Below are 19,778 nucleotides of genomic sequence, written 5' to 3' on the forward strand. Positions count from 1 at the left end.
GCTCGTACTCGTATCCGCGATTGTCAGTGCCGTGCGCAAGACTTGATCGCGGCGGCAGTTGTGGCGAGTGACGGGGAAGGCGGAAGCACCATGGTGGGCAAGGCGCTTGTGCTCGGTGGCGGAGGCAGCAGTGGGATCGGCTGGATGGCGGGGATGCTGTACGGGCTGAGCGAGGCCGGTGTCGATCTCACCGACGCCGATGTCGTGATCGGTACGTCGGCGGGCTCGGCCGTCGGAGCCCAACTGCGGGCCGACACGCTCAAGGGGGTCTACGAGCGTCAACTCGTCGCCCCCGAGGGCGAGATCCCCGCCCGACTCGGCAAGGGCCTGATGCTCCGCTTCGTGTGGGCGACCGTGTCCGCCCGTACTCCCGAGGCGTACGGGCGGAAGATCGGCCGGATGGCACTCGCCGCCAGGACACCCTCCGCAGCGGCCCGGCGTGCGGCGATCGAGACCCGGCTCGTCTCACCGGAGTGGCCCGAGCGGGCGCTGCGTGTCACCGCCGTCGACACGGTCACCGGTGAACTGCGGGTCTTCGACAAGGACAGCGGGGTGCCCCTGGGCGACGCCGTCGCGGCGAGCTGCGCGGTCCCCGGGGTGTGGCCTCCGGTCACCGTCGAGGACCGCCGCTGGATCGACGGCGGCATCCACTCTCCGGCCAACGCGCAGCTCGCCGAGGGCTACGACCAGGTCGTCGTCCTCGCGCCGATGACCATCGGGGGTGGCCCGCTGGTATCGGCGGCGACGCAGACCCGGCGACTCGTGGAGCAGGGCGCCCGTGCGGTCGTCGTCTCACCCTCCCCGGAAGCGAAACAGGCCTTCGGCAGCAATCTGCTCGACCCGTCGATCCGGGCGGCCGCGGCACGGGCGGGACGGGAACAGGCGGCGGCGCATGTGGCGGAGGTGGGGGAGGTCTGGGGGACTGGCCGGCCGGGGTGAACCCACGCCACCACCCCGGCACAATGGACCCGTGAACGAGCCACTACCCGTCGACGAGCCGATACCCGTGATCCGGGACGTCGATCACGGGGTCGCCAGACTCATGCCCGACGTGGACCGGGCGCGGGCCTGGCTGCTGACCGTCGACGGGGCGCCGCAGTCCTACGTGGACCTGGACGCGCCGACGCACCTGGAGTTCGAGTACACACGGCGGCTCGGGCATGTGCTGGACACCGTCGCGGAACCGGGGCGCCCGCTGGACGTGCTGCACCTGGGCGGCGGGGCCCTCACGCTGCCCCGGTACGTGGCGGCGACCCGGCCCGGCTCGCGGCAGGACGTGGTCGAGGCCGACCGGGGGCTGCTGGAACTGGTCACCGAGCACCTGCCGTTGCCGGACGGCACCGGCGTCACCGTGCACGGAGCCGATGCCCGCGCCTGGGTGGAGGCGGCGCCGGACGATTCGGCGGATGTGATCGTCGCCGATGTCTTCGGCGGCTCACGGGTCCCGGCGCACCTCACGTCCGTGGCGTACGCCCGCGAGGCCGAACGTGTCCTGCGCGCCGACGGCGTCTACCTCGCCAACCTCGCGGACGCCGCCCCCTTCACCTTCCTGCGAGCCCAACTCGCCACGTTCGGCACGGTGTTCCAGGAGCTGGCGCTGATCGCGGAACCGGGCGTCCTGCGAGGCCGCCGCTTCGGCAACGCGGTGCTGGTCGCCGCGCACCACCCGATCGAGACGGCGGCGTTGACCCGGCTCGTGGCCTCGGACGCGTTCCCGGCGCGGCTCGAACACGGGCCCGCCCTGAGGGAGTTCATCGGCGGTGCGCGGCCGGTCCGCGACGAGGACGCCGTGCCGTCACCCGTGCCCCCGGACGGGGCGTTCGGCATCGGCTGAGTCGTTCGAGTCGTTCGAGGCATCCGGCGTCTCCTGCGGCGTCTTCTGCGGTGTCGCCCCGGTGCGCCGCCGCAGGTTCCGCACCTCGGGTACACACAACGCCGCCCCCGTGACCACCATGACCAGGGCCGCGCACCCCCACAGCGCCGCCGTACGCCCGAAGGCCGACTCCGTCGGGCCCGCCGCCGCGGCGGCGAGCGGCATCAGCGCGATCGAGCCGAACCAGTCGTAGGCCGCGATCCGGGAGAGCTTCTCCTCGGGGATCTCCTGGTGCAGGGCGGTCATCCAGCTCACCCCGAACACCTCCACCGTCCCACCCGCGACGAACATCACCGCGAACAGGACTCCGACCGGCACCGGTACCGCGAGCGCGGCGGACGGGAGGGCCAGCGGGAAGATGCCGAGCATGCCCGCGAGGAGCAGGCGGCGGGGTTTCCAGCGGGTCATCAGCAGGGCACCGGCCACCGTGCCCGCGCCGAACGCGGCCAGCGCCAGGCCCCAGGGACCCGCGCCGCCGAGGCTGTCGCGGGCGACGAGCGGGCCGTAGACCGCGTCCGCCGCGCCGACGACCGCGTTCGCGATGGAGAACGCCACGACGATGGACCACAGCCAGGGGCGGCCGATGAACTCCCGCCAGCCGTCCCGGAGATCGGCGAGCATCCCGCCGCCCGGCGCGCGCGGCGGGATGTGGCTCACGTCGAGGAAGGAGCGCAGCGCCCCGGCGACCGCGAACGCCGCCGCGTCGATCGCGAGCACCCAGCCCGGGCCGACCGCGGCGACCAGCGCGCCGCCGAGCGCCGCGCCGCCCAGGGACGCGCCCTGCATCGCCATCCGGAACACGGCGAACGCCCGGCCCGCCTGTTCGCGGCTCACCGTGGACATGAGCATGCCCTCGGCGGCCGGGCCGAAGAACGCCTGGCCGGTGCCGCCCAGCGCGGTCAGCAGCATCATCTGCCACAGCCGGGGCTCGCCGGTGAGGACGAGCACCGCGAAGACCGCCTGCGACACACAGCTGAGGGCGTTGGCCGCGACCATCACGTGATGCCGCGGCACCCGGTCCGCGATCGCGCCGCTGATCAGCAGGAACACGACCAGCGGCAGCGTGCGCGAGGCGGCCACCAGACCCACGTCACCGCTGTCGCCGCCCGCGTCCAGCACCGCGAACGCGGAGGCGATCAACGCGCCGTTGCCACCGAGCCCGGTCGCCACCGCGGCGGCGGTCAACAGGCTGTAGTTGCGGCCCGCCCAGTCGGGTCGGTGCGCTCGACGGGAGGCGGGGGCGACGGTCACCGGCCGACTATCGCCGTCAGGACCGCGCCCTGCCAAACAGTTTGCTGCCAGAATCCGGCCAAACGGCCAACGGCCAAGGCCGGCGCGTCAGAAGGCGATGCGTCAGCTCGTGCTGCCCGTCGGGTCACCGTGCAGTCGTACGGTGCTGAGGATCTTCTGCACCGTCGCGTCCGGGATCTCCTCGCTGACGCCCTTCGCGCCGTAGAGCGTCCAGGAGACGAAGTCGTTCGCCGAGTTCTTGAAGGCGAACGTGGTCGCCTTGCCGTCGGAGGAGCACTTGCCGGACTTCGGGACGCCGGACGTGTACGAGCTCGCGACGCTGCCGACGACACCCGACTTCGTCGTGTACGGCTTCGCCTCGCCGATCTTCAGGTACTTCTTCGACGAGTCCTTCTGGTCCGTGTACCCGCCGAACGCGAACGAGGCCGCGTCACCGCGCGCGGTGCTCGCCGTGTCCTTCGCGCCGTCCTCGCCCTTGGTGCCGCTCGACGCCAGCGACGAGGTCTCCTTGGTGCCGTCCTTGTCGTCGTCGGACTCGCACCAGCTCTGCTTCAGATAGGCGGGCGCGGAGAAGCCGATGTACGGGGAGCCGTCGCCCTTCACCTCGTCCTCGAAGAAGGTGAAGGTGCCCGGCTTGCCGACCTCCCAGTCGGCGGGGACGTCGAACGCGGTGCCGTACTTCTGGTTGACGACGACCTTCCAGCCCGCGATCGTCGGCTTCTCGGTCTCGTTGCCGCGCGGGTTGTCGTCCGAACCGGAGGTTTCCGAGGACGACGTGCTCGGGTCCGTCGACGGCGACTGGCTCGATGTGCCCTTGCCGCCGTCCGCCTTGTCGTCCTTGTTGTCACCGCCCAGAACCAGGAAACCGGTCACACCCGCGGCCACGACGACGGCCGTGGCGGCGACGATCGCGACCACCTTCGTCCGGTTCCCGCCACCCCCGCCCTGCGGCGGCCGAGGTCCGCCCGCCGGACCCGGAGCGCCCCAATGCGGTTGCTGCCCATAGGGATTGGGCTGCTGGTAGCCGGGCTGCTGGTACGGATTCGGCTGTTGGTACCCCGGCTGCTGGTACGGATTGTCCTGCGGGTTCTGCTCGCCCCCGGGCGGCTGCTGTCCTGGCCACATGAGCAGCAACCCTAATGCGGCGCGGGACACGATGGGGTCACCGCCCCTTGTCAGGGTCGTACCAAGTTGGTGGGGGTGATGTGTGTACGGCCGCACACATCTGGCCAGATTCGGCTACTCGTGGGTAACATCACCGGCATGGGCGCTGACCAGATGTCCATAGGCGAGTTGCTCGCCGCCACGGTGCCGATGGTTCGGACCCTGAACCTGGAGTACCTGGAGACCAGTCCGGAGCGGGCCGTACTGGCGCTGCCGGACCAGAGCGAGTACCGCAACCACGTCGGCGGGCCGCACGCCGGTGCCATGTTCACCCTCGGCGAGTCCGCCAGCGGCGCGATCGTCCTCGCCGCCTTCGGCGACCAGCTCTCGCGGGCCGTGCCGCTCCCGGTCAACGCCGAGATCGCCTTCAAGAAGATCGCCCTCGGCCCGGTGAAGGCCACCGCGACCCTCGGCCGCCCCGCCGCCGACGTCGTCGCCGAACTCGACGCGGGCGAGCGCCCCGAGTTCCCGGTCACCGTCGCCATCCAGCGCGAGGACGGCGCCGTCACGGGCGAGATGACGGTCACCTGGACCCTCCGGCCGAACAACTGACCATCGCCAACTCGATGTGAACCGACCAGAGTTGATACGAGGGCCCGGTCATCGCGTACGGCGTGACCGGGCCCTCGTGCGCGTGGGGTTCAGGCGGCGATTCGCGCACCCTCACTCTCGCCGGCCTCGCCGCTCTCGCTGTCTCCGACGCTCCCGCCGTTCGCGCCGTTCGCGCCGTCCTCCAGTCCCGCCACGAACTCCTTGAGCCACGCGACGAATTCGGGTCCCAGGTCCGAGCGGTCGCAGGCCAGCCGGACCACCGTGCGCAGATAGTCGGCCTTGTCGCCGGTGTCGTAGCGCAGGCCCTTGAAGACGACTCCGTGGACCGTGCCGCCGGCGGCCAACTCCTGTAGGGCGTCGGTCAGTTGGATCTCGCCGCCGCGGCCGGGCGGGGTGTGCTCCAGGGTGGGGAAGATCGCGGGGTCGAGGACATAGCGGCCGATGACGGCGTAGCGGCTCGGCGCGTCCTCGCGGGAGGGCTTCTCGACGAGGCCGGTGACCCGTACGACACCGTCCTCGCCGGTGGGCTCGACGGCCGCGCAGCCGTACAAGTGGACCTGTTCCTCCGGGACTTCCATGAGGGCGACCACGCTGCCGGCGTACCGTTCGCGGACCTCAAGCATCTGGCTGAGCAGGGTCTCGCGCGGGTCGATCAGGTCGTCGCCGAGGAGGACGGCGAAGGGCTGGTCGCCGACGTGATGGCGGGCGCACAGCACCGCGTGGCCGAGGCCGAGCGGGTCGCCCTGGCGGATGTGGTGGATGTCGGCGAGGCGCGCGGGATCGCGTACGGCGTCCAGGCGCACGGTGTCGCCCTTGGCGGCCAGGGCCTGTTCCAGTTCGAAGGCATGGTCGAAGTGGTCCTCGATGGCACGCTTGTGCCGGCCGGTGACCATCAGGATGTCGTCGAGCCCGGCCGCGGCGGCCTCCTCCACGACGTACTGGATCGCGGGCTTGTCGACGACCGGGAGCATCTCCTTCGGGGTCGCCTTCGTCGCGGGCAGGAACCGTGTGCCGAGCCCGGCGGCCGGCACGACCGCCTTGCGGACCGTGGGGGCAGGGGCAGGGGCGGGTGCGGGGGTGGCTGAGGAGTGGGGGGCGATCATGGGATCCATGGTGGCCCGCCCCGATGAGAGCACCCCGAGAGAAACATCGGAGTTCCCTGTGCGCCGCCCTTAGTTCGCGGGGGAGTTGGAGATTGTGTGGAGACGCCTGTGGATACCCGCGGTAACCAATCTGAATTCGCAGCGTTTTGAACATCGGTCACCCGAACTCCTTGTTTCCTGTCGGGCGCTTGTGCGAGTGTGAGCCACCTCATGAGGCCAGTCGTGAGAAGGCAATGGTCAGGGTCGTTTCTGACAGCTCATAGGTATGCACCAATCAAGCACCTGCTTTCCGATGGTCGGGCATTCGTGTGCCGTCCTGCGGCTTGGAAGGAAATGGTCCCGTGCAATCCCCCTACCCCCCACGCCCGCCGTTCCCGCCTCGCCCCGGATCGAGTCCGGGGGAGTCGGACCGCAATCTCGTGGCGCAACTCGGCGACAAAGCCGAGGGCGCTCACGCTGTCGCCCTGTTGCTCGCGCGCCACTGGCAGGCGACAAGCGAATATGCGGTCATCTGTCTCGCGTCCGCCGAGAGTTCGGCGTCCATGGTGGCCGGCGCGGCCTTCCACCAGGTACTGGCCGGCCGCGCGCCCGACGGCGCGCTACGTCCCCAACTCCTCGTTGCTGTAAGGGAGATGGTGAAAAAGTGGGCGTCGGAGGAGCGAATTACCGCCCTGCTGCCGGAACTTCGTAAAACCACGGGCGCCCGTGGTCTACGCGCGGCGAGGTCCGGCACCTCCGAAAGGCGCAAGCTCGCGGAACGCGCTTTCGGCGCGCTGTCCGGCGCCTCCCAATGCCTGCTGTGGCACACCGAGGTCGAGGCCGAACCCATATCCGTACCGGCCGGTCTGCTGGGCGTGGACGAGCTCACCGCGACCGCCGCGCTGGACCAGGCACGTGAACAATTCAGGGCGGGTTGCGTACGCGCCCACCTGGAACTCGCACCGACCTATGAATGCCGCCACTACAACCGACTCCTCGACGTTCCGATCCGCCGCGGCGGCAGTCTGTTGCCCGATGTGCAACGGCATCTCATGACGTGCCGCTACTGCCGTTTCGCGGCAGAGCAGTTGAGCCATTTCGAGGGCGGCCTCGAAGTGCTGCTCGCCGAGACCGTCCTCGGCTGGGGCGCCCGCCGCTACGTCGACTCACGGCCCGGCCGGGAGACCGCCGCCCGTACCGACCGCCGTCCGATGGGCCGCCACCGCCCCGGAGCGGACGGCCGCCTCACCTTTCCGCGAAGACACCCCAGGGTCGCGCTCGTGGGAGTCGGCCTGACCTCCCTCGCCCTGCTCGCGACCGTGCTCGCCAACAAGGGCTGGAGTGAAGGGGGCAACACGCCCGATCCGCACGTCACTTGGGGTGCGGCCAGCGGGAGTTCGACCCGCCCGAGTCCGGTCGGCGCGCCCTCGTCCGACGGTTCCGCCGCTTCGGCGTCGACCGCCGGCGCCGACGGAGGAATCGGGGGAGTGGTTCAGCAGGGCGTGCTGCGCAGCCTCGCCTCGGGCCTGTGCCTCGACATTCCGGGGGACCGGGTGCGGTCCGGCGCCGCCGTCGCCCTCGCGGCCTGCTCGACCGCGGGGTCCCAGCAGTGGTCGTACGACCAGGACGGTCTGCTGCGCAGCCTCACCGACCCGGGACTCTGCCTCGACGCGGACACCACCGCGGGCACGGTCACGCTGGCCGGCTGCCTGGTGCACGCGGGCGAGGTGCACTACGACCTGACGGTGCGCGGCGAGTTCCTGCTCCGCTGGAGCCAGGGGCTGGCCGTCTCTCCGGTGAGCGGAGAGCCCGGGGCGCGGATCGTACTGACGGACCGGGACGGCTCCGCCAGGCAGCGCTGGGCGCTGGAATCCACCGCTGACGCACACGCGAAGGGGAGCGGACCGACCGGAGAGGGTGAGGGGCCGGGGCAGGGTGACGTGCCGGGCAGCGGCACGACGAAGGAGTCCGCGCCGCCCGAGGGCGCACCCCGGGGCGACGTAGCGCCTCCTCCCACGAACTCGCCGCAGCAGAACTCCGATCCGCAGTACGCGCCCCGCGCCGCCCAGGTCGCCTGCTGCGACGAGCCCGCGCCACAGCCCGAGCCCGCGCCGTCCGCCCACCCCGCCTCTGCCGTCGAGGCCGTTCAGCCCCTGGTGACGGTCGTGGCGGGCGTCGTGGACACCGTCACCGGCCTCCTGCCGGTCCTGCGCTGAACCGCTGAACCGCTGAACCGCTGTATCGCTGAAGCGCTGTATCGCTGTTTCGCTGGAAACCAGTGGGGGCCGCCCTGTCGGGGCGGCCCCGCACGCTCCGACCCGGCGCAGGAAGTATGCATCCGGACCCATCCGCACGGGCAGCGGCTTCGAATCAGAGGAGAGGGACACGGAGCGGTGCCCTTACTCGTCGCCCGGCTGTGGCTGGGACGCTCCAGCCGGGCGACGAGAATCGTGCATCCGAATCTTCGGCGACATCACCGAGGTGCTGTTCTTCGTCGGTGGCATTCTCTTCACCAGCAGATGCTCCTCCCTTCCCGCATCTCACCCTTCGGTTCTTGTCGACGCTCGGTCGATTCCTGTTCGGATCGTTGACACGAGTCAACGTCGGTCATAGTTTTCCCGCCGCGCCAGTAGTGCCCGACGGGTCGTCAACTCCGGTCCGCCACCTGGTGTGTTCGGACACTGAACGCATCACCGGGGCACCGAGGCGTACCAGCGGTCCACGACGGCGTGGGCCGCGTACCGAAGGACGAAGGAGTGACGGCTCATGACCGACACCGTGTCCCGGCGATCCGCCCTGCGTCTGCTGGGCGGTGCGATCGCGGTCACCACCGCGGCCACCACCGGACTCGTCTCCCCGTCGCACGCGTACGCCCAGGCCAGACCCGAGGCGGGGGCCGGCCCCCGCGTGGAAGGACTCCTGGCCCGGCTCACCCTCGACGAGAAGATCTCCCTCCTGCACGGCGCCACCGACCCGAACTCGCTGGGCCAGGCCGGTTACATCCCCGGCGTCCCGCGCCTGAAGATCCCGCCGCTACGGCTCACCGACGGACCGGCCGGTGTCCGTGTCACCGCACACGCCACCGCCCTCCCGGCGCCCGTCCTGCTCGCCTCCGCCTTCGATCCCGAACTCGCCCGCCGTTACGGCCAGGTCGTCGGCCGCGAGGGACGCGCGCTGGGCCAGGACGTCCTCCTGTCCCCGATGGTGAACCTGATCCGCACCCCGTACGCGGGCCGCAACTTCGAGACCCTCAGCGAGGATCCGCTGCTCGCCGGTGACCTGGTCGCCGCCGAGATCAAGGGAATCCAGGGCGAGGGCCTCATCGCGACCGTCAAGCACTTCGCGATGAACAACCAGGAGAAGGACCGCGACTCCATCGACGTGCGGGTCGACGAACAGACCATGCACGAGATCGAGTTGCGCGGTTTCGAAGCGGCCGTCGGCGCCGGCACGGGTGCGGTGATGGGCGCGTACAACAAGGTCAACGGCACCTTCGCCTGCGAGAACAAGCCGCTTCTCACCGACATCCTGCGCGGCCAATGGGGCTTCGAGGGCTGGGTGATGACCGACTGGTTCGCCGCGCACAGTACGGTCGCCGCGATCACCGCCGGTCTCGACATGGAGATGCCGGACGGCACCTACTTCGGCACACCCCTCAAGTCGGCTGTGCGGAACGGCAGTCTGCCCGAGCGATATGTCGACCGCGCGGTGCGCCGGATCCTCGGCGTCATGGACCGGTTCGGGCTCCTCGACGGCAGCGTGCCGCCACGCCCCGCCCGTGACGCGAAGGCCGGTGCCGCCGTCGCCCTGGAGGTAGCCAAGGCGGGCGCGACCCTGCTCCGCAACGAACACCGCACCCTCCCGCTGACCGACGGCTCGATCGCGGTGATCGGTCCCACCGGCACCCTGCCCTTCGTCAGCGGCGGGGGCAGCGCGCATGTCGTACCGGACCACGCGGACAGCCCGCTCGACGCGATCGGCGCACGGGCCGGTGCGCGGACCCGGGTGACGTACGCGCTCGGCGAGGACCTGTTCGGCAGGGCGATCCCCGCGTCCGCGCTCACCCCCGCCTTCGACAGCGAGGGGCAGCGGGTGGCGGCGGGCAAGGCCTGGGAGTACGACGGCTCGCTCACCGTCGCCGAGACCGACGAGTGGACCTTCGTGCTCCACTTCTCCTCCGCGCCCACCGCCCGCCCCCAAGTCCTCCTCGACGGCACGGAGTTGTTCCCCCTCGCGGCCGGATACGGCGAGTACTTCTCCGGCGGTCTGGTCTCGGCCGACCCCGACGGTCTCTCCGTCCGCCGCAAGACACTCACCCTCGCCAAGGGCGCGCACACGCTCAGGATCACCGCCGCGGGCGGCGACGCCGGACTGCTGTTCCGGCTGCGACGCATCACCGGGGCGACCCGCGCGCAGGACGTCGCCGAAGCGGTCGTGGCCGCCCGCGCCGCCCGCAGTGTCGTCCTGTTCGCCTACGAGGACGCCACCGAGGGCCTCGACCGCACCACCCTCGAACTCCCCGGAAACCAGGCCGACTTGATCGAGGCGGTCACGGCGGCGAACCCGCGCACCACCGTCGTCCTCAACACCTCGTCCGCTACGTCGATGCCGTGGCTGGCCCGCACCGGCGCGGTCCTCCAGATGTACTACCCGGGCCAGGAGGGCGCCGCGGCCACCGCCGCCGTCCTGTTCGGCGACTGCGACCCCGGCGGCCGCCTCACCCAGTCCTTCCCGGTCGACGACGCCCACCACCCGGTCGCCGGCGACCCGCTCCGCTACCCCGGGGTGAACGGCACCGAGGAGTACTCGGAGGGCATCCACGTCGGCTACCGCTGGTACGACGCGGAGGGCGTACGGCCCCTCTATCCCTTCGGGCACGGACTGTCGTACACCTCCTTCTCCTACGAGGACGCGTCGGCGCGCTGGAACGGGCACGGGCTGGAGGTGACCTTCACGGTCCGCAACACCGGGCGACGGTCCGGGGTGGCCGTGCCTCAGGTGTACGTCGGCCGCTCACCGGACCTGCGACTCGACCAGGCCGTGCGGGTGTTGGGCGGCTACCGGCGTCTGGTGCTGCGCGCGGGGGAGCGGCGGCGGGTCACTGTGCGGGTGGCCGCGCGGACGTTGTCGTCGTGGGACGCGCGGCGGCACGCGTGGGTGCTCGGTACCGGGCGGCGGCCGGTGTGGGTGGGGGCGTCCTCGGGGGATCTGCGGGTGCGGACGAGCGCGGAGGTGAAGCGGTAGGCGAGGTGAGTCGGTGCTTCGTCGTCGGCCCTGCCGGGAGTGGCCGGTGGGGCCGATGACGGGGTGACGGGCGGCCGTGGCACCCTGACCTGACGAAGGCGGGGTTCACAGCGCATGGGGGAGACATGGTCGATCGTCGTGTCCGGTTGCGGTTGCGGACTTTTGGGGTGGTGTCGTTCCTCTGCGGAGGCGCCTCGATCGTAGCCTCCCTTCAGGACCGGGCTCCGTGGTGGTCCTGGTTGCCGCATCTGTGGATCGGGGTGCTGTTGGTCGCCGTCGGCCTCCTCTTGTTCCTGGCCACTGGGCGCCACCGTCCCCGGCGAGTGAAGAAGCGCGCTCTTCCGCCGTTGTGAGGGCCGTGTGCGAGCGTGGACAGTTGGAGATGGTCGAGCGGGGGACCGGGACGGGATCTGCGAGGTAAGGTAAGGCTTACTTTACTTAGCGGATGAGTTGAGGGGTGCCCCCTCGGCATTCCCCTGTGTGGGGCGATGGAGGCTCATATGGCAGACGACGCAAGCGCCCCGGCGCCCGCACTGACACTCGCCCGGGTTCGGCTCGGCGCCGGCGGACCGTCGGCCCGGGTGCGGGTGGCGGACGGACGGATCACCCATATCGCGCTGGAAGCGGAGACGGGGGCGAACGCCGAGGCTGCCGGTGAGCGGCAACTCGACCTCGACGGACGGGTGTTGTTGCCCGGACTGTGGGACGCCCACGTCCACCTCGCGGAGTGGGCGAGCGCCCGGCACCGGCTGGACCTGGCCGGCACCGCCTCCGCGCAGGCGGTCGCCGAGCTCGTCCGGGAACGCGCCGGAGCCCCCGACGGCTCGGTGCTCTACGGGTACGGGTTCCGGGACGGGCTGTGGGCCGACGCCCCGCACAAGCGGCTGCTGGACGCGGTGCTGCCCGATCGGCCGGTCGCTCTCGTCAGTGCCGATCTGCATGCCGCGTGGCTCAACTCCGCCTGTCTCGCCCTCGTCGGCCGGGGCGACCACCCCACCGGCCTGATCAGGGAGCACGAGGCCCACGAGGTCCTCTCCGCGCTGCCGGCGGCCCCGACCGACGTGGTCGACGGCTGGATCGAGGACGCCTGCCGGGCCGCCGCCGCGCGCGGGGTCACCGGTGTCATCGACTTCCAGTACGGCGACACGGTCGCGGACTGGGAACGACGCTCGGCCCGATTCCGGCCCGCCGTACGGGTGTCGGCCGCGGTCTACCCCGGTCACCTGGACGCCGCGATCAAACGCGGGCTGCGGACGGGGGACGAGGTCGGCGCGGACGGAAGCCTGGTCCGGGTGGGCCCGCTGAAACTCTTCACGGACGGATCGCTCAACACCCGTACCGCCCTGTGCCGCGACCCCTACCCGGGACTTGAGGACACGGACGGCTCCCACGGCATCGAGGAGACGGCCCCCGGCGAGCTCGTACGGCTCATGCGCCGCGCCGCCGCGCACGGCATCGAACCCGCCGTGCACGCCATCGGGGACCGTGCCAACACCGTTGCCCTGGACGCCTTCGAGACGGTGCGCTGCCGCGGCCGGATCGAGCACGCGCAGTTGCTGAGCCCTCAAGACCTCCCTAGATTCGCCCAGTTGGGAGTGGTGGCGGGGGTGCAGCCCCGGCATGCGACGGACGACCGGGACGTGGCGGACCGGCACTGGGCCGGGCGTACCGAACGCGCCTTCGCCTACGGCGACCTGCTCGCCGCGGGCGCCCGCCTGGAGTTCGGTTCCGACGCCCCGGTGTCGCCGCTCGACCCCTGGCTCGCCGTCGCGGCCGCCGTCAGCCGCACCGACGACGAACGTCCCGCCTGGCATCCGGAGCAACGCCTGTTCGTACCGGACGCGTTGGTCGCGGCGGCCCGCGGACGCCGGCTCGTCAGAGTCGGTGACGCGGCCGACCTGGTGGTCGTCGACGTGGATCCGCTGGACGCCGACGCGGACACCCTGCGCGCGATGCCCGTGCACGCCACGATGACGAACGGCCGCTGGACGCATGGGCCTTACTGAGCCGGACACCGGCGACGGGTCCCGATGTCCCGCGTTTCCCACAACCCCCGACGACCGGTGAGAGGCCGCTGCGTATGCCGTCATCCGACATGGTCCCGTACGTCATGCCCGGTCCCGCCGGGTTGCCCCCGGACCGGACGGGCTGGGCCATCGACCCGTGCCGCGCCGCGCTGGTGGTCCTGAACGTCCAGAACCACTTCCTGCACGTACTGCGGGAGTCCTCCGCACCGGTCTGTGAACTCCTCGCGGGGGTCGGCCAGTTGACGGAGTCGGCGCGGGCCGCGGGCATCCCCGTCCTCTACACCCTCAAGACCGCCGAGCGGGAACCGGACGGCCGGGAGACCAGCTTCGGCCATCCACGTCTGCCCGGCGGCGAGGACTCCCGCGACGTCGTGGACGCGATCCGGCCGCAGGTCGGCGACAGCGTGCTGGTCGCGAAGCGGTTCAGTGCCTTCGCCGGCACCCGACTGCGGCGCAGACTCGCGGAGTTGGGGCGCGACCAGCCCATCATCGTCGGGGTGTTCGCCCGCACACAGGTCCTGCTGACGGCCGCCGACGCGTGGATGCAGGACATGGAGCCCTTCGTCGTCGCGGACGCGGTGGCCGACCGGGCCCACGAGGATCACCGCATGGCCATGGACTGGATCGCGGCGACCTGCGGAGCGGTCAGAACCGTGCGGGGCGTGGCGGACGTGTTCGCCGGCCCGACGACACAACGCCGGTAATTTTACGGAGGTTTGACTGATACTGGCCGCGACATGCCGGGCCGCCCCTCGATCGCCGGCGACCGGCGACCCCGACTCTGTGAAGCCCCGCACACGCAGAAGCCCCGCACACGCAGAAGCCCCGGGCCCGGAAGGGACCGTACCCTCCGGGCCCGGGGAGTCTTTAGGGGCGTCAGACGGGCAGTTTCGTTGCCTGTACCGAGCGGTGGATCTCCTCCGCCCGTACCGCCACCGTCGACAGCAGGGTGCTGGTCAGCCCGTGGGTGTGCTCGGTGCCGCCCTGGAGGTAGAGGCCGGCGGTGACCTCCGGGACGGTCTCGACCCGGTGGTCCCGGCCCACGCGGATCTCGTCGCCGTCGTCCCTGAGGCACAGTTTCGCCGCCTCGCCGAGCAGCGAACTCAGGTCGCGGGGGCGGTAACCGGTGGCGAGCACCAGCACATCCGCGGACAGCACCTGCTTCTCGCCGGTGGGCAGGAACTCCACGGCGACATCGAGACCGCCGTCCGCCGCCGGGTCGACCGCGCGGACCCGCGAGACGTTCAGGAAGCGCAGCCGCTCCCGGCCCGCCACCTTCTCCCGGTACGCGGTGGCGTACAGGGCCTCGATCAACTCCATGTCCACCACGGAGTAGTTGGTGGACCGGTGGTAGTCGAGCAGCGACTGCTTGACCTCGGACGGAGCCGAGAAGTACACGTCCACCGCCTCCGGGTCGAAGATGCGGTTCGCGAACGGGCTGTCGTCGGCCGGTGTGTAGCCGTACTTGGCGAACACCGAGCACACCTCGGCGTCCGGGAAGGTGCGGTGCAGATAGTCCACCGCCTCGGCGGCGCTCTGCCCGGCGCCCAGCACCACGGCCCGCCGCACCGGCTGGCCCGCGCCCGCCAGTTCGGTCGCGCGGGGGATCAACTCGCTGTTGTGCCAAAGCCGTTCGCCCAGTTCGAGACCCGGCGGCACATGCGGTTCCAGACCCATCGCCACGCTGATGTTGCGGGCCCGCCGCGTCACCGTCGCACCGGAACCCGAAGGGTCGCGGCTGGTGACGTCGTAGAACGCGATCTCGCCGTCCTCGCCGCGCACCGGGTCGACGGCGACGACCTCGCTGCCGTAGGAGACCAGGTGGGAGACCCGCTCGGCCGCCCACTCGAAGTACTCGTGGAACTCCACGCGCAGCGGGAACAGGGTCTTCTGGTTCAGGAAGTCGATCAGTCTGCCCTGCTCGCGCAGGAAGCAGAGGAAGCTGTAGTCGCTGGTCGGATTCCGCAGCGTGACCAGGTCTTTGAGGAACGAGACCTGCATCGTGGCGTCGTCGATCAGCATGCCCCGGTGCCAGCCGAACCGCGGCTGGCGTTCCAGGAACAGGGCGCCCAGACGGCTGTCTGCCGGAAGGCTCTTGTTGTGCTCCTCAACCGCTATGGACAGAGCGAGATTTGACGGACCGAATCCGATTCCGAGTATGTCGTGGACCACTTCGGAATCCAGTAGCGGTGACTTCACCGTGGCATCGCCTCCCTCAGGCAGCCCAATGCTAGATAAGGTAAGGCTAACCTTGCAATGAGTCGTTGAAGGGAAGGACCGTCATGCGGGTCGTCATGCTCGGCTATCAGACCTGGGGTCACCGCACGCTACAGGCGTTGCTGGACTCCGATCACGAGGTCGTTCTCGTGGTCACGCACCCGAAAAGTGAGCATGCCTACGAGAAGATCTGGGACGACAGCGTCGCCGAACTCGCCGAGAAGAACGACGTCCCCGTCCTGCTGCGCAACCGACCCGACGACGCCGAACTCCTCGACGCCGTACGGAAAGCGCGGCCGGACATCATCGTCGCCAACAACTGGCGCACCTGGCTGCCGCCGGAGCTGTTCGACCTGCCGCCGCACGGCACCCTCAACGTCCACGACTCGCTGCTGCCGTCGTACGCGGGCTTCTCGCCGATCATCTGGGCGCTCCTGAACGACGAGCCGCGCGTCGGCGTCACCGCGCACCGCATGAACGGCGAACTCGACGCCGGGGACGTCCTGATCCAGCGCTCGGTACCGGTCGGGCCCGCCGACACGGCGACCGACCTGTTCCACCGGACCGTCGACCTCATCGCGCCCATCGTGCGCGAGGCGCTCGACCTGATCGCCTCCGGCCGGGACGCCGGCCAGTGGGTGCCGCAGGACCGCAGCCGCGCCAGTTTCTTCCACAAGCGCTCGGCCGAGGACAGCCGCATCGACTGGAGTTGGCCCGCGGAACGCCTGGAGCGCCTCGTACGGGCCCAGTCGGACCCGTACCCGAACGCCTACGCCTTCCACCGCGGCGAGCGGCTCAGGATCGTCTCCGCGGCCGTCTCGGAGGGACGCTACGGCGGCACCCCGGGCCGGATCTTCATCCGCGAGGGCGACGGCGTGGTCGTCGTGGCCGGCCCGGAGGCCCATACCGGGCACGGCCGTGGGCTGTTGGTGCGCCGGGTACGCACGGACGACGGCACCGAGTACGCGGCCGGCGACCACTTCCGCACCATGGGCGGGTACTTGAGGTCCCGCCCCTGAGAGACCCCGTGGCCCCCGTTGCCCGAAGGCGGGGGCCTCTTCGCGGGGTCAGTCCCCGGCCGACGCCGAAACGGTGTCCTCGGTACGGGAGTTGGCGCCGTCGTGGTGGTGCCGCCCCAGCGGTATCACCAACGGCGTGCCGCTGACCGGGTCCGGTGTGATCCGGCAGCGCAGGTCGAAGACGTCCTCGACCGTGGCCTCGGTGACGACATCGGCGGGCGCGCCTTCGGCGACGATCCGCCCGCCCTTCATGGCGATGACGTGATCGGCGTACCGGCAGGCCTGGTTGAGGTCGTGCAGGACCATCACGATCGTGCGGCCCTCGCGCCGGTTGAGGTCCGTGATCAGGTCGAGTACGTCGATCTGGTGGGCGAGGTCGAGATAGGTCGTCGGCTCGTCGAGCAGCAGGACCGGGGTGCCCTGGGCGACTGCCATGGCGATCCAGGCGCGTTGCCGCTGGCCGCCGGAGAGTTCGTCGACAGGGCGCTCGGCCAGTTCGGTGAGGCTGGTCGCCTCAAGGGCCGCGTGCACGGCCTCCTCGTCGGCCGCCGACCACTGCCGCCACCAGGTCTGGTGCGGAGAGCGGCCCCGGCCCACCAGGTCGAGAACGGTCAGCCCCTCCGGTGCCACCGGCGTCTGCGGCAGGATGCCGAGTTTCCGGGCGAGTTCACGGGTGGGGACGGAGCGCAGTGCGACGCCGTCCAGCTCCACCACGCCCTGACGCGGGGCCAGTAGCCGGGCGAGCGCCCTCAACAGGGTTGATTTCCCGCAGGCGTTGGCGCCGACGATGGCCGTGATCCGGCCGGTCGGCACGGTCAGGTCCAGGTTCTCGACCACCGGCCGCCCGTCGTAGGCGAGATGAAGATCACGTGCCCGCAACTCGGGCCCGGAGGCGGGTGATTCGGGGTTCCCGGGGGCCTTGGCTCCGGAGGCGGGTGATTCGGGGGTCCGCAGGGCTTCGGTTCCCGTGGCGGGTGAATCGGGCGTCCGCAGCGTCTCGGTTCCCGTGGCGGATGTCTCGGACGTCCGCGGGGCGCGCGGGTCAGTGGTCGACATGCGATCAGCCTCCAGAGCCCGCGCGGTTGACGCGGATGAGCAGCCACAGCAGGACCGGCGCGCCGAGGGCGCCGGTGACGATCCCGACCGGCAGTTCCGTCCCCGGGATCGCCTCGCGGGCGAGGAGATCGGAGCCGAGGACGACGAACGCGCCGGTGAGACCGGAGACGAGCGGGGGTGGCGACGAGGTGCCCGCCAGCCGCTGGGCGATCTGCGGACAGGCCAGCGCGACGAACGCCACCGGACCGGCGGCCGCCGTACCGAACGCGACCAGGCCCACTCCGGCCAACAGCAGCGCCAGGCGCACCGGTTGGACGGGTGTGCCGAGTCCGGCGGCCACGTCGTCGCCGAGCATCAGCGTGCGCATCCAGCGGCCCATGCCCAGCGTGATCGGCAGCAGCACGGCCAGGGCGATGGCCAGGGAGTCCACCTGGCTCCAGGTCCGGCCGTTGAGGTTGCCGACCAGCCAGCCGAGGGCCGCCTCCGCCTCGAAGCGATTGCCGCGCGCCACAAGGAAGTTGGTGGCACTGGAGCAGATCCAGGACACCCCGATGCCGACGAGGATGATGCGGTACCCGGTGGCCCCGCCCTTCCACGCCAGCGCGTACACGAGCAGCGCCGTGGCCAGTGCGCCGAGCAACCCCAGGGTGGACAGCCCGAGTCCACCGGTCCAGCCCAGAACGACCGCCGCCACCACGGCGGTTCCGGCACCCTCGGTCAGCCCGATCATGTCGGGGCTGGCCAGCGGATTGCGGGTCATCGTCTGGAACACCGCGCCGGAGACCCCGAAGGCGATGCCGACCAGCAGGCCGACCAAGGCGCGGGGCAGCCGTAGATCCTGGACGACGATGACCGTGCCCGCGTCGCCCGAACCCCACAGGGCCCTGACGACGTCCGTGAAGGCCACCGGATAGTCGCCGATGGTCAGACCCCAGCAGAAGAGCAGGAAGGCGCCGACGCCGACGCCGGCCCCCGTGAGGAGCAGACGCGGACGCAGCACGCCGGACACCGGGGGGACGGCCAGCCGGAACGGCCGGTTGCCCAGGAGAGCGGGTGACGGTGGTGCGGGCACGCTCATACCTCCGCGAGCTTCCGGCGGCGGACCAGGACGATGAAGAACGGGCCGCCGAGGAAGGCGACGAGGACACCCGCCTGGATCTCGGTCGGGCGGTCCACCATCCGGCCCAGGATGTCGGCGGACAGCAGCAGAACGGGCGCGAGCGCGGCGGACAGCGGCAGCAGCCACCGGTAGTCGGGGCCGATCCCGGCGTACTGCGCGAGGACCCGCGCGATGTGCGGGACGACCAGTCCGAGGAAGACCACGGGACCGATGACGGCGACGGACGCGCCGGTCAACAGCACGACGGCGGTGACCCCTTGGAGGCGTACGAGACCGAGCCGCCGTCCCAGGGAGGCGGCCACGTCGTCGCCGAGGGCCATGCTGTTGAGGGCCGGCGCGAGGGACAGGGCGAGCAAGGCGCCCACGGCGAGGAAGGGCAGGATGCGCACCAGCTCGCCGGAGTCCTGGTCGGCCAGGGTGCCGGCCGACCAGAAGCGGTAGCGGTCCAGCGCGTCCTGGTCGGTCAGCACGACGGCGCTGGTGAACGACTGGAGCAGCGAGGTGACGGCGACCCCGGCGAGCGCCAGTTTCACCGGAGTGGCCCCGGACCCGCCCAGCCGGCCCAGGAAGAAGACCACGACACTCGCGACGAGCGCTCCGCCGAACGCGAACCACACATAGCCGTACAGCGAGACGACCCCGAACACCCCGACCGCCATGACGATCGCGAAGGACGCCCCCGCGCTCACCCCGAGGATGCCCGGGTCCGCGAGCGGATTGCGGGTCAGGGCCTGCATCAGCGCGCCGGACAGGCCGAGCGCCGCGCCGGTCGTGAGGCCGAGCAGGGTGCGGGGCACGCGCACCGACCAGATGACGTTGTCGACGAGGCGGCTGGGCGGATGGCCGAGGACCGAGCGCACCACCTGGTCGAGCGGGACGCTGAGCGCGCCCAGGGCCACCGACAGCAGAGACAGCAGGACGAGGAGGGCGACGACCAGTGTCACCAGCACCGTGGTGCGAAGCCTTCTGCCTGAAGCCACTTGCCGGTCTCCATGTCGTCTTCCGGGTCATCTTCCGTGCTCCGGAGCCCTGTTGGCGGACCACCGGACGGCCCCGCCGCCAGCTTAGGTGAGCATAACCTCAGTGGCTGTGACGTGGACCTGTGGTTCCGGGGTGGGTCTATCAAGTAAGGCAATGCTTACCTTACTATGCGAGCGGTCGCGGCTCCGCTGA

The 19,778-nt window shown here is 71.0% G+C and carries 15 protein-coding genes; 8 read left to right on the forward strand and 7 right to left on the reverse strand.

Annotation, left to right across the window (positions count from 1 at the left end):
• Positions 1–90 precede the first annotated feature (90 nt).
• Entirely contained in the window at positions 91–939 is an 849-nt protein-coding gene (locus ACIRRY_RS32760; protein ID WP_403979838.1) for a patatin-like phospholipase family protein, read from the forward strand.
• 103 nt (positions 940–1,042) lie between these two features.
• The gene (locus ACIRRY_RS32765; protein ID WP_403980229.1) at positions 1,043–1,834 is read left to right on the forward strand and encodes a spermidine synthase; all 792 of its coding nucleotides are present in this window, start codon (positions 1,043–1,045) and stop codon (positions 1,832–1,834) included.
• Here ACIRRY_RS32765 and ACIRRY_RS32770 read toward each other — a convergent pair.
• Together ACIRRY_RS32770 and ACIRRY_RS32775 are read right to left on the reverse strand one after the other, a co-directional pair.
• Positions 1,796–3,124, reverse strand: a complete 1,329-nt coding sequence (locus ACIRRY_RS32770) for an MFS transporter (RefSeq protein ID WP_403979841.1) — start codon at positions 3,122–3,124, stop codon at positions 1,796–1,798. The genes ACIRRY_RS32765 and ACIRRY_RS32770 overlap by 39 nt on opposite strands.
• 102 nt (positions 3,125–3,226) lie before the next feature.
• Positions 3,227–4,249, reverse strand: a complete 1,023-nt coding sequence (locus ACIRRY_RS32775; RefSeq protein WP_403979844.1) for a hypothetical protein — start codon at positions 4,247–4,249, stop codon at positions 3,227–3,229.
• A 153-nt stretch (positions 4,250–4,402) separates the two neighbouring features.
• On the opposite strand from ACIRRY_RS32775, the gene ACIRRY_RS32780 reads away from it, so the two are divergent.
• Positions 4,403–4,840 (forward strand): DUF4442 domain-containing protein, encoded by a 438-nt coding sequence (locus ACIRRY_RS32780; RefSeq protein ID WP_403980232.1) that lies wholly within the window; start codon positions 4,403–4,405, stop codon positions 4,838–4,840.
• A gap of 89 nt (positions 4,841–4,929) precedes the next feature.
• Here ACIRRY_RS32780 and galU read toward each other — a convergent pair whose 3' ends face one another.
• Complete coding sequence (galU, locus tag ACIRRY_RS32785; protein WP_403979847.1) at positions 4,930–5,943, reverse strand: UTP--glucose-1-phosphate uridylyltransferase GalU; 1,014 nt, start codon at positions 5,941–5,943, stop codon at positions 4,930–4,932.
• 341 nt (positions 5,944–6,284) lie between these two features.
• Here galU and ACIRRY_RS32790 point away from each other — a divergent pair, with 341 nt between their 5' ends.
• From ACIRRY_RS32790 to ACIRRY_RS32805, 4 genes are all read left to right on the forward strand, one after another.
• On the forward strand, positions 6,285–8,138 hold the full coding sequence (locus ACIRRY_RS32790) for an RICIN domain-containing protein (RefSeq protein WP_403979850.1): 1,854 nt from the start codon (positions 6,285–6,287) through the stop codon (positions 8,136–8,138).
• Between the two features lie 550 nt (positions 8,139–8,688).
• A complete protein-coding gene (locus ACIRRY_RS32795; RefSeq protein WP_403979853.1) occupies positions 8,689–11,166 on the forward strand; it encodes a beta-glucosidase in 2,478 nt (825 codons plus the stop codon).
• Positions 11,167–11,666: 500 nt separating this feature from the next.
• Positions 11,667–13,172 carry an amidohydrolase gene (locus ACIRRY_RS32800; RefSeq protein WP_403979856.1) on the forward strand — a complete coding sequence of 502 codons (1,506 nt, stop codon included), beginning with the start codon at positions 11,667–11,669 and terminating at the stop codon, positions 13,170–13,172.
• Between the two features lie 74 nt (positions 13,173–13,246).
• Positions 13,247–13,897: an isochorismatase family protein gene (locus tag ACIRRY_RS32805; protein ID WP_403979859.1), complete on the forward strand. Its 651-nt coding sequence runs from the start codon at positions 13,247–13,249 to the stop codon at positions 13,895–13,897.
• A gap of 172 nt (positions 13,898–14,069) precedes the next feature.
• Here ACIRRY_RS32805 and ACIRRY_RS32810 read toward each other — a convergent pair whose 3' ends face one another.
• Positions 14,070–15,365 carry a lysine N(6)-hydroxylase/L-ornithine N(5)-oxygenase family protein gene (locus tag ACIRRY_RS32810; RefSeq protein ID WP_403979861.1) on the reverse strand — a complete coding sequence of 432 codons (1,296 nt, stop codon included), beginning with the start codon at positions 15,363–15,365 and terminating at the stop codon, positions 14,070–14,072.
• Between the two features lie 110 nt (positions 15,366–15,475).
• Here ACIRRY_RS32810 and ACIRRY_RS32815 point away from each other — a divergent pair, with 110 nt between their 5' ends.
• A complete protein-coding gene (locus ACIRRY_RS32815; protein ID WP_403979864.1) occupies positions 15,476–16,429 on the forward strand; it encodes a methionyl-tRNA formyltransferase in 954 nt (317 codons plus the stop codon).
• Between the two features lie 48 nt (positions 16,430–16,477).
• Here the strand turns inward: ACIRRY_RS32815 and ACIRRY_RS32820 are convergent, their stop codons facing one another.
• The 3 genes from ACIRRY_RS32820 to ACIRRY_RS32830 are packed head-to-tail and all read right to left on the reverse strand — an operon-like array spanning position 16,478 to position 19,585.
• The gene (locus ACIRRY_RS32820) at positions 16,478–17,485 is read right to left on the reverse strand and encodes an ABC transporter ATP-binding protein (protein WP_403979867.1); all 1,008 of its coding nucleotides are present in this window, start codon (positions 17,483–17,485) and stop codon (positions 16,478–16,480) included.
• Between the two features lie 4 nt (positions 17,486–17,489).
• A complete protein-coding gene (locus ACIRRY_RS32825) occupies positions 17,490–18,563 on the reverse strand; it encodes a FecCD family ABC transporter permease (RefSeq protein ID WP_403979870.1) in 1,074 nt (357 codons plus the stop codon).
• The gene (locus ACIRRY_RS32830) at positions 18,560–19,585 is read right to left on the reverse strand and encodes a FecCD family ABC transporter permease (RefSeq protein ID WP_403979873.1); all 1,026 of its coding nucleotides are present in this window, start codon (positions 19,583–19,585) and stop codon (positions 18,560–18,562) included. The genes ACIRRY_RS32825 and ACIRRY_RS32830 overlap by 4 nt, the downstream gene beginning before the upstream one ends.
• Positions 19,586–19,778: the final 193 nt, after the last annotated feature.

Source organism: Streptomyces sp. NPDC101776, from assembly GCF_044766845.1.
Taxonomy (GTDB): domain Bacteria; phylum Actinomycetota; class Actinomycetes; order Streptomycetales; family Streptomycetaceae; genus Streptomyces.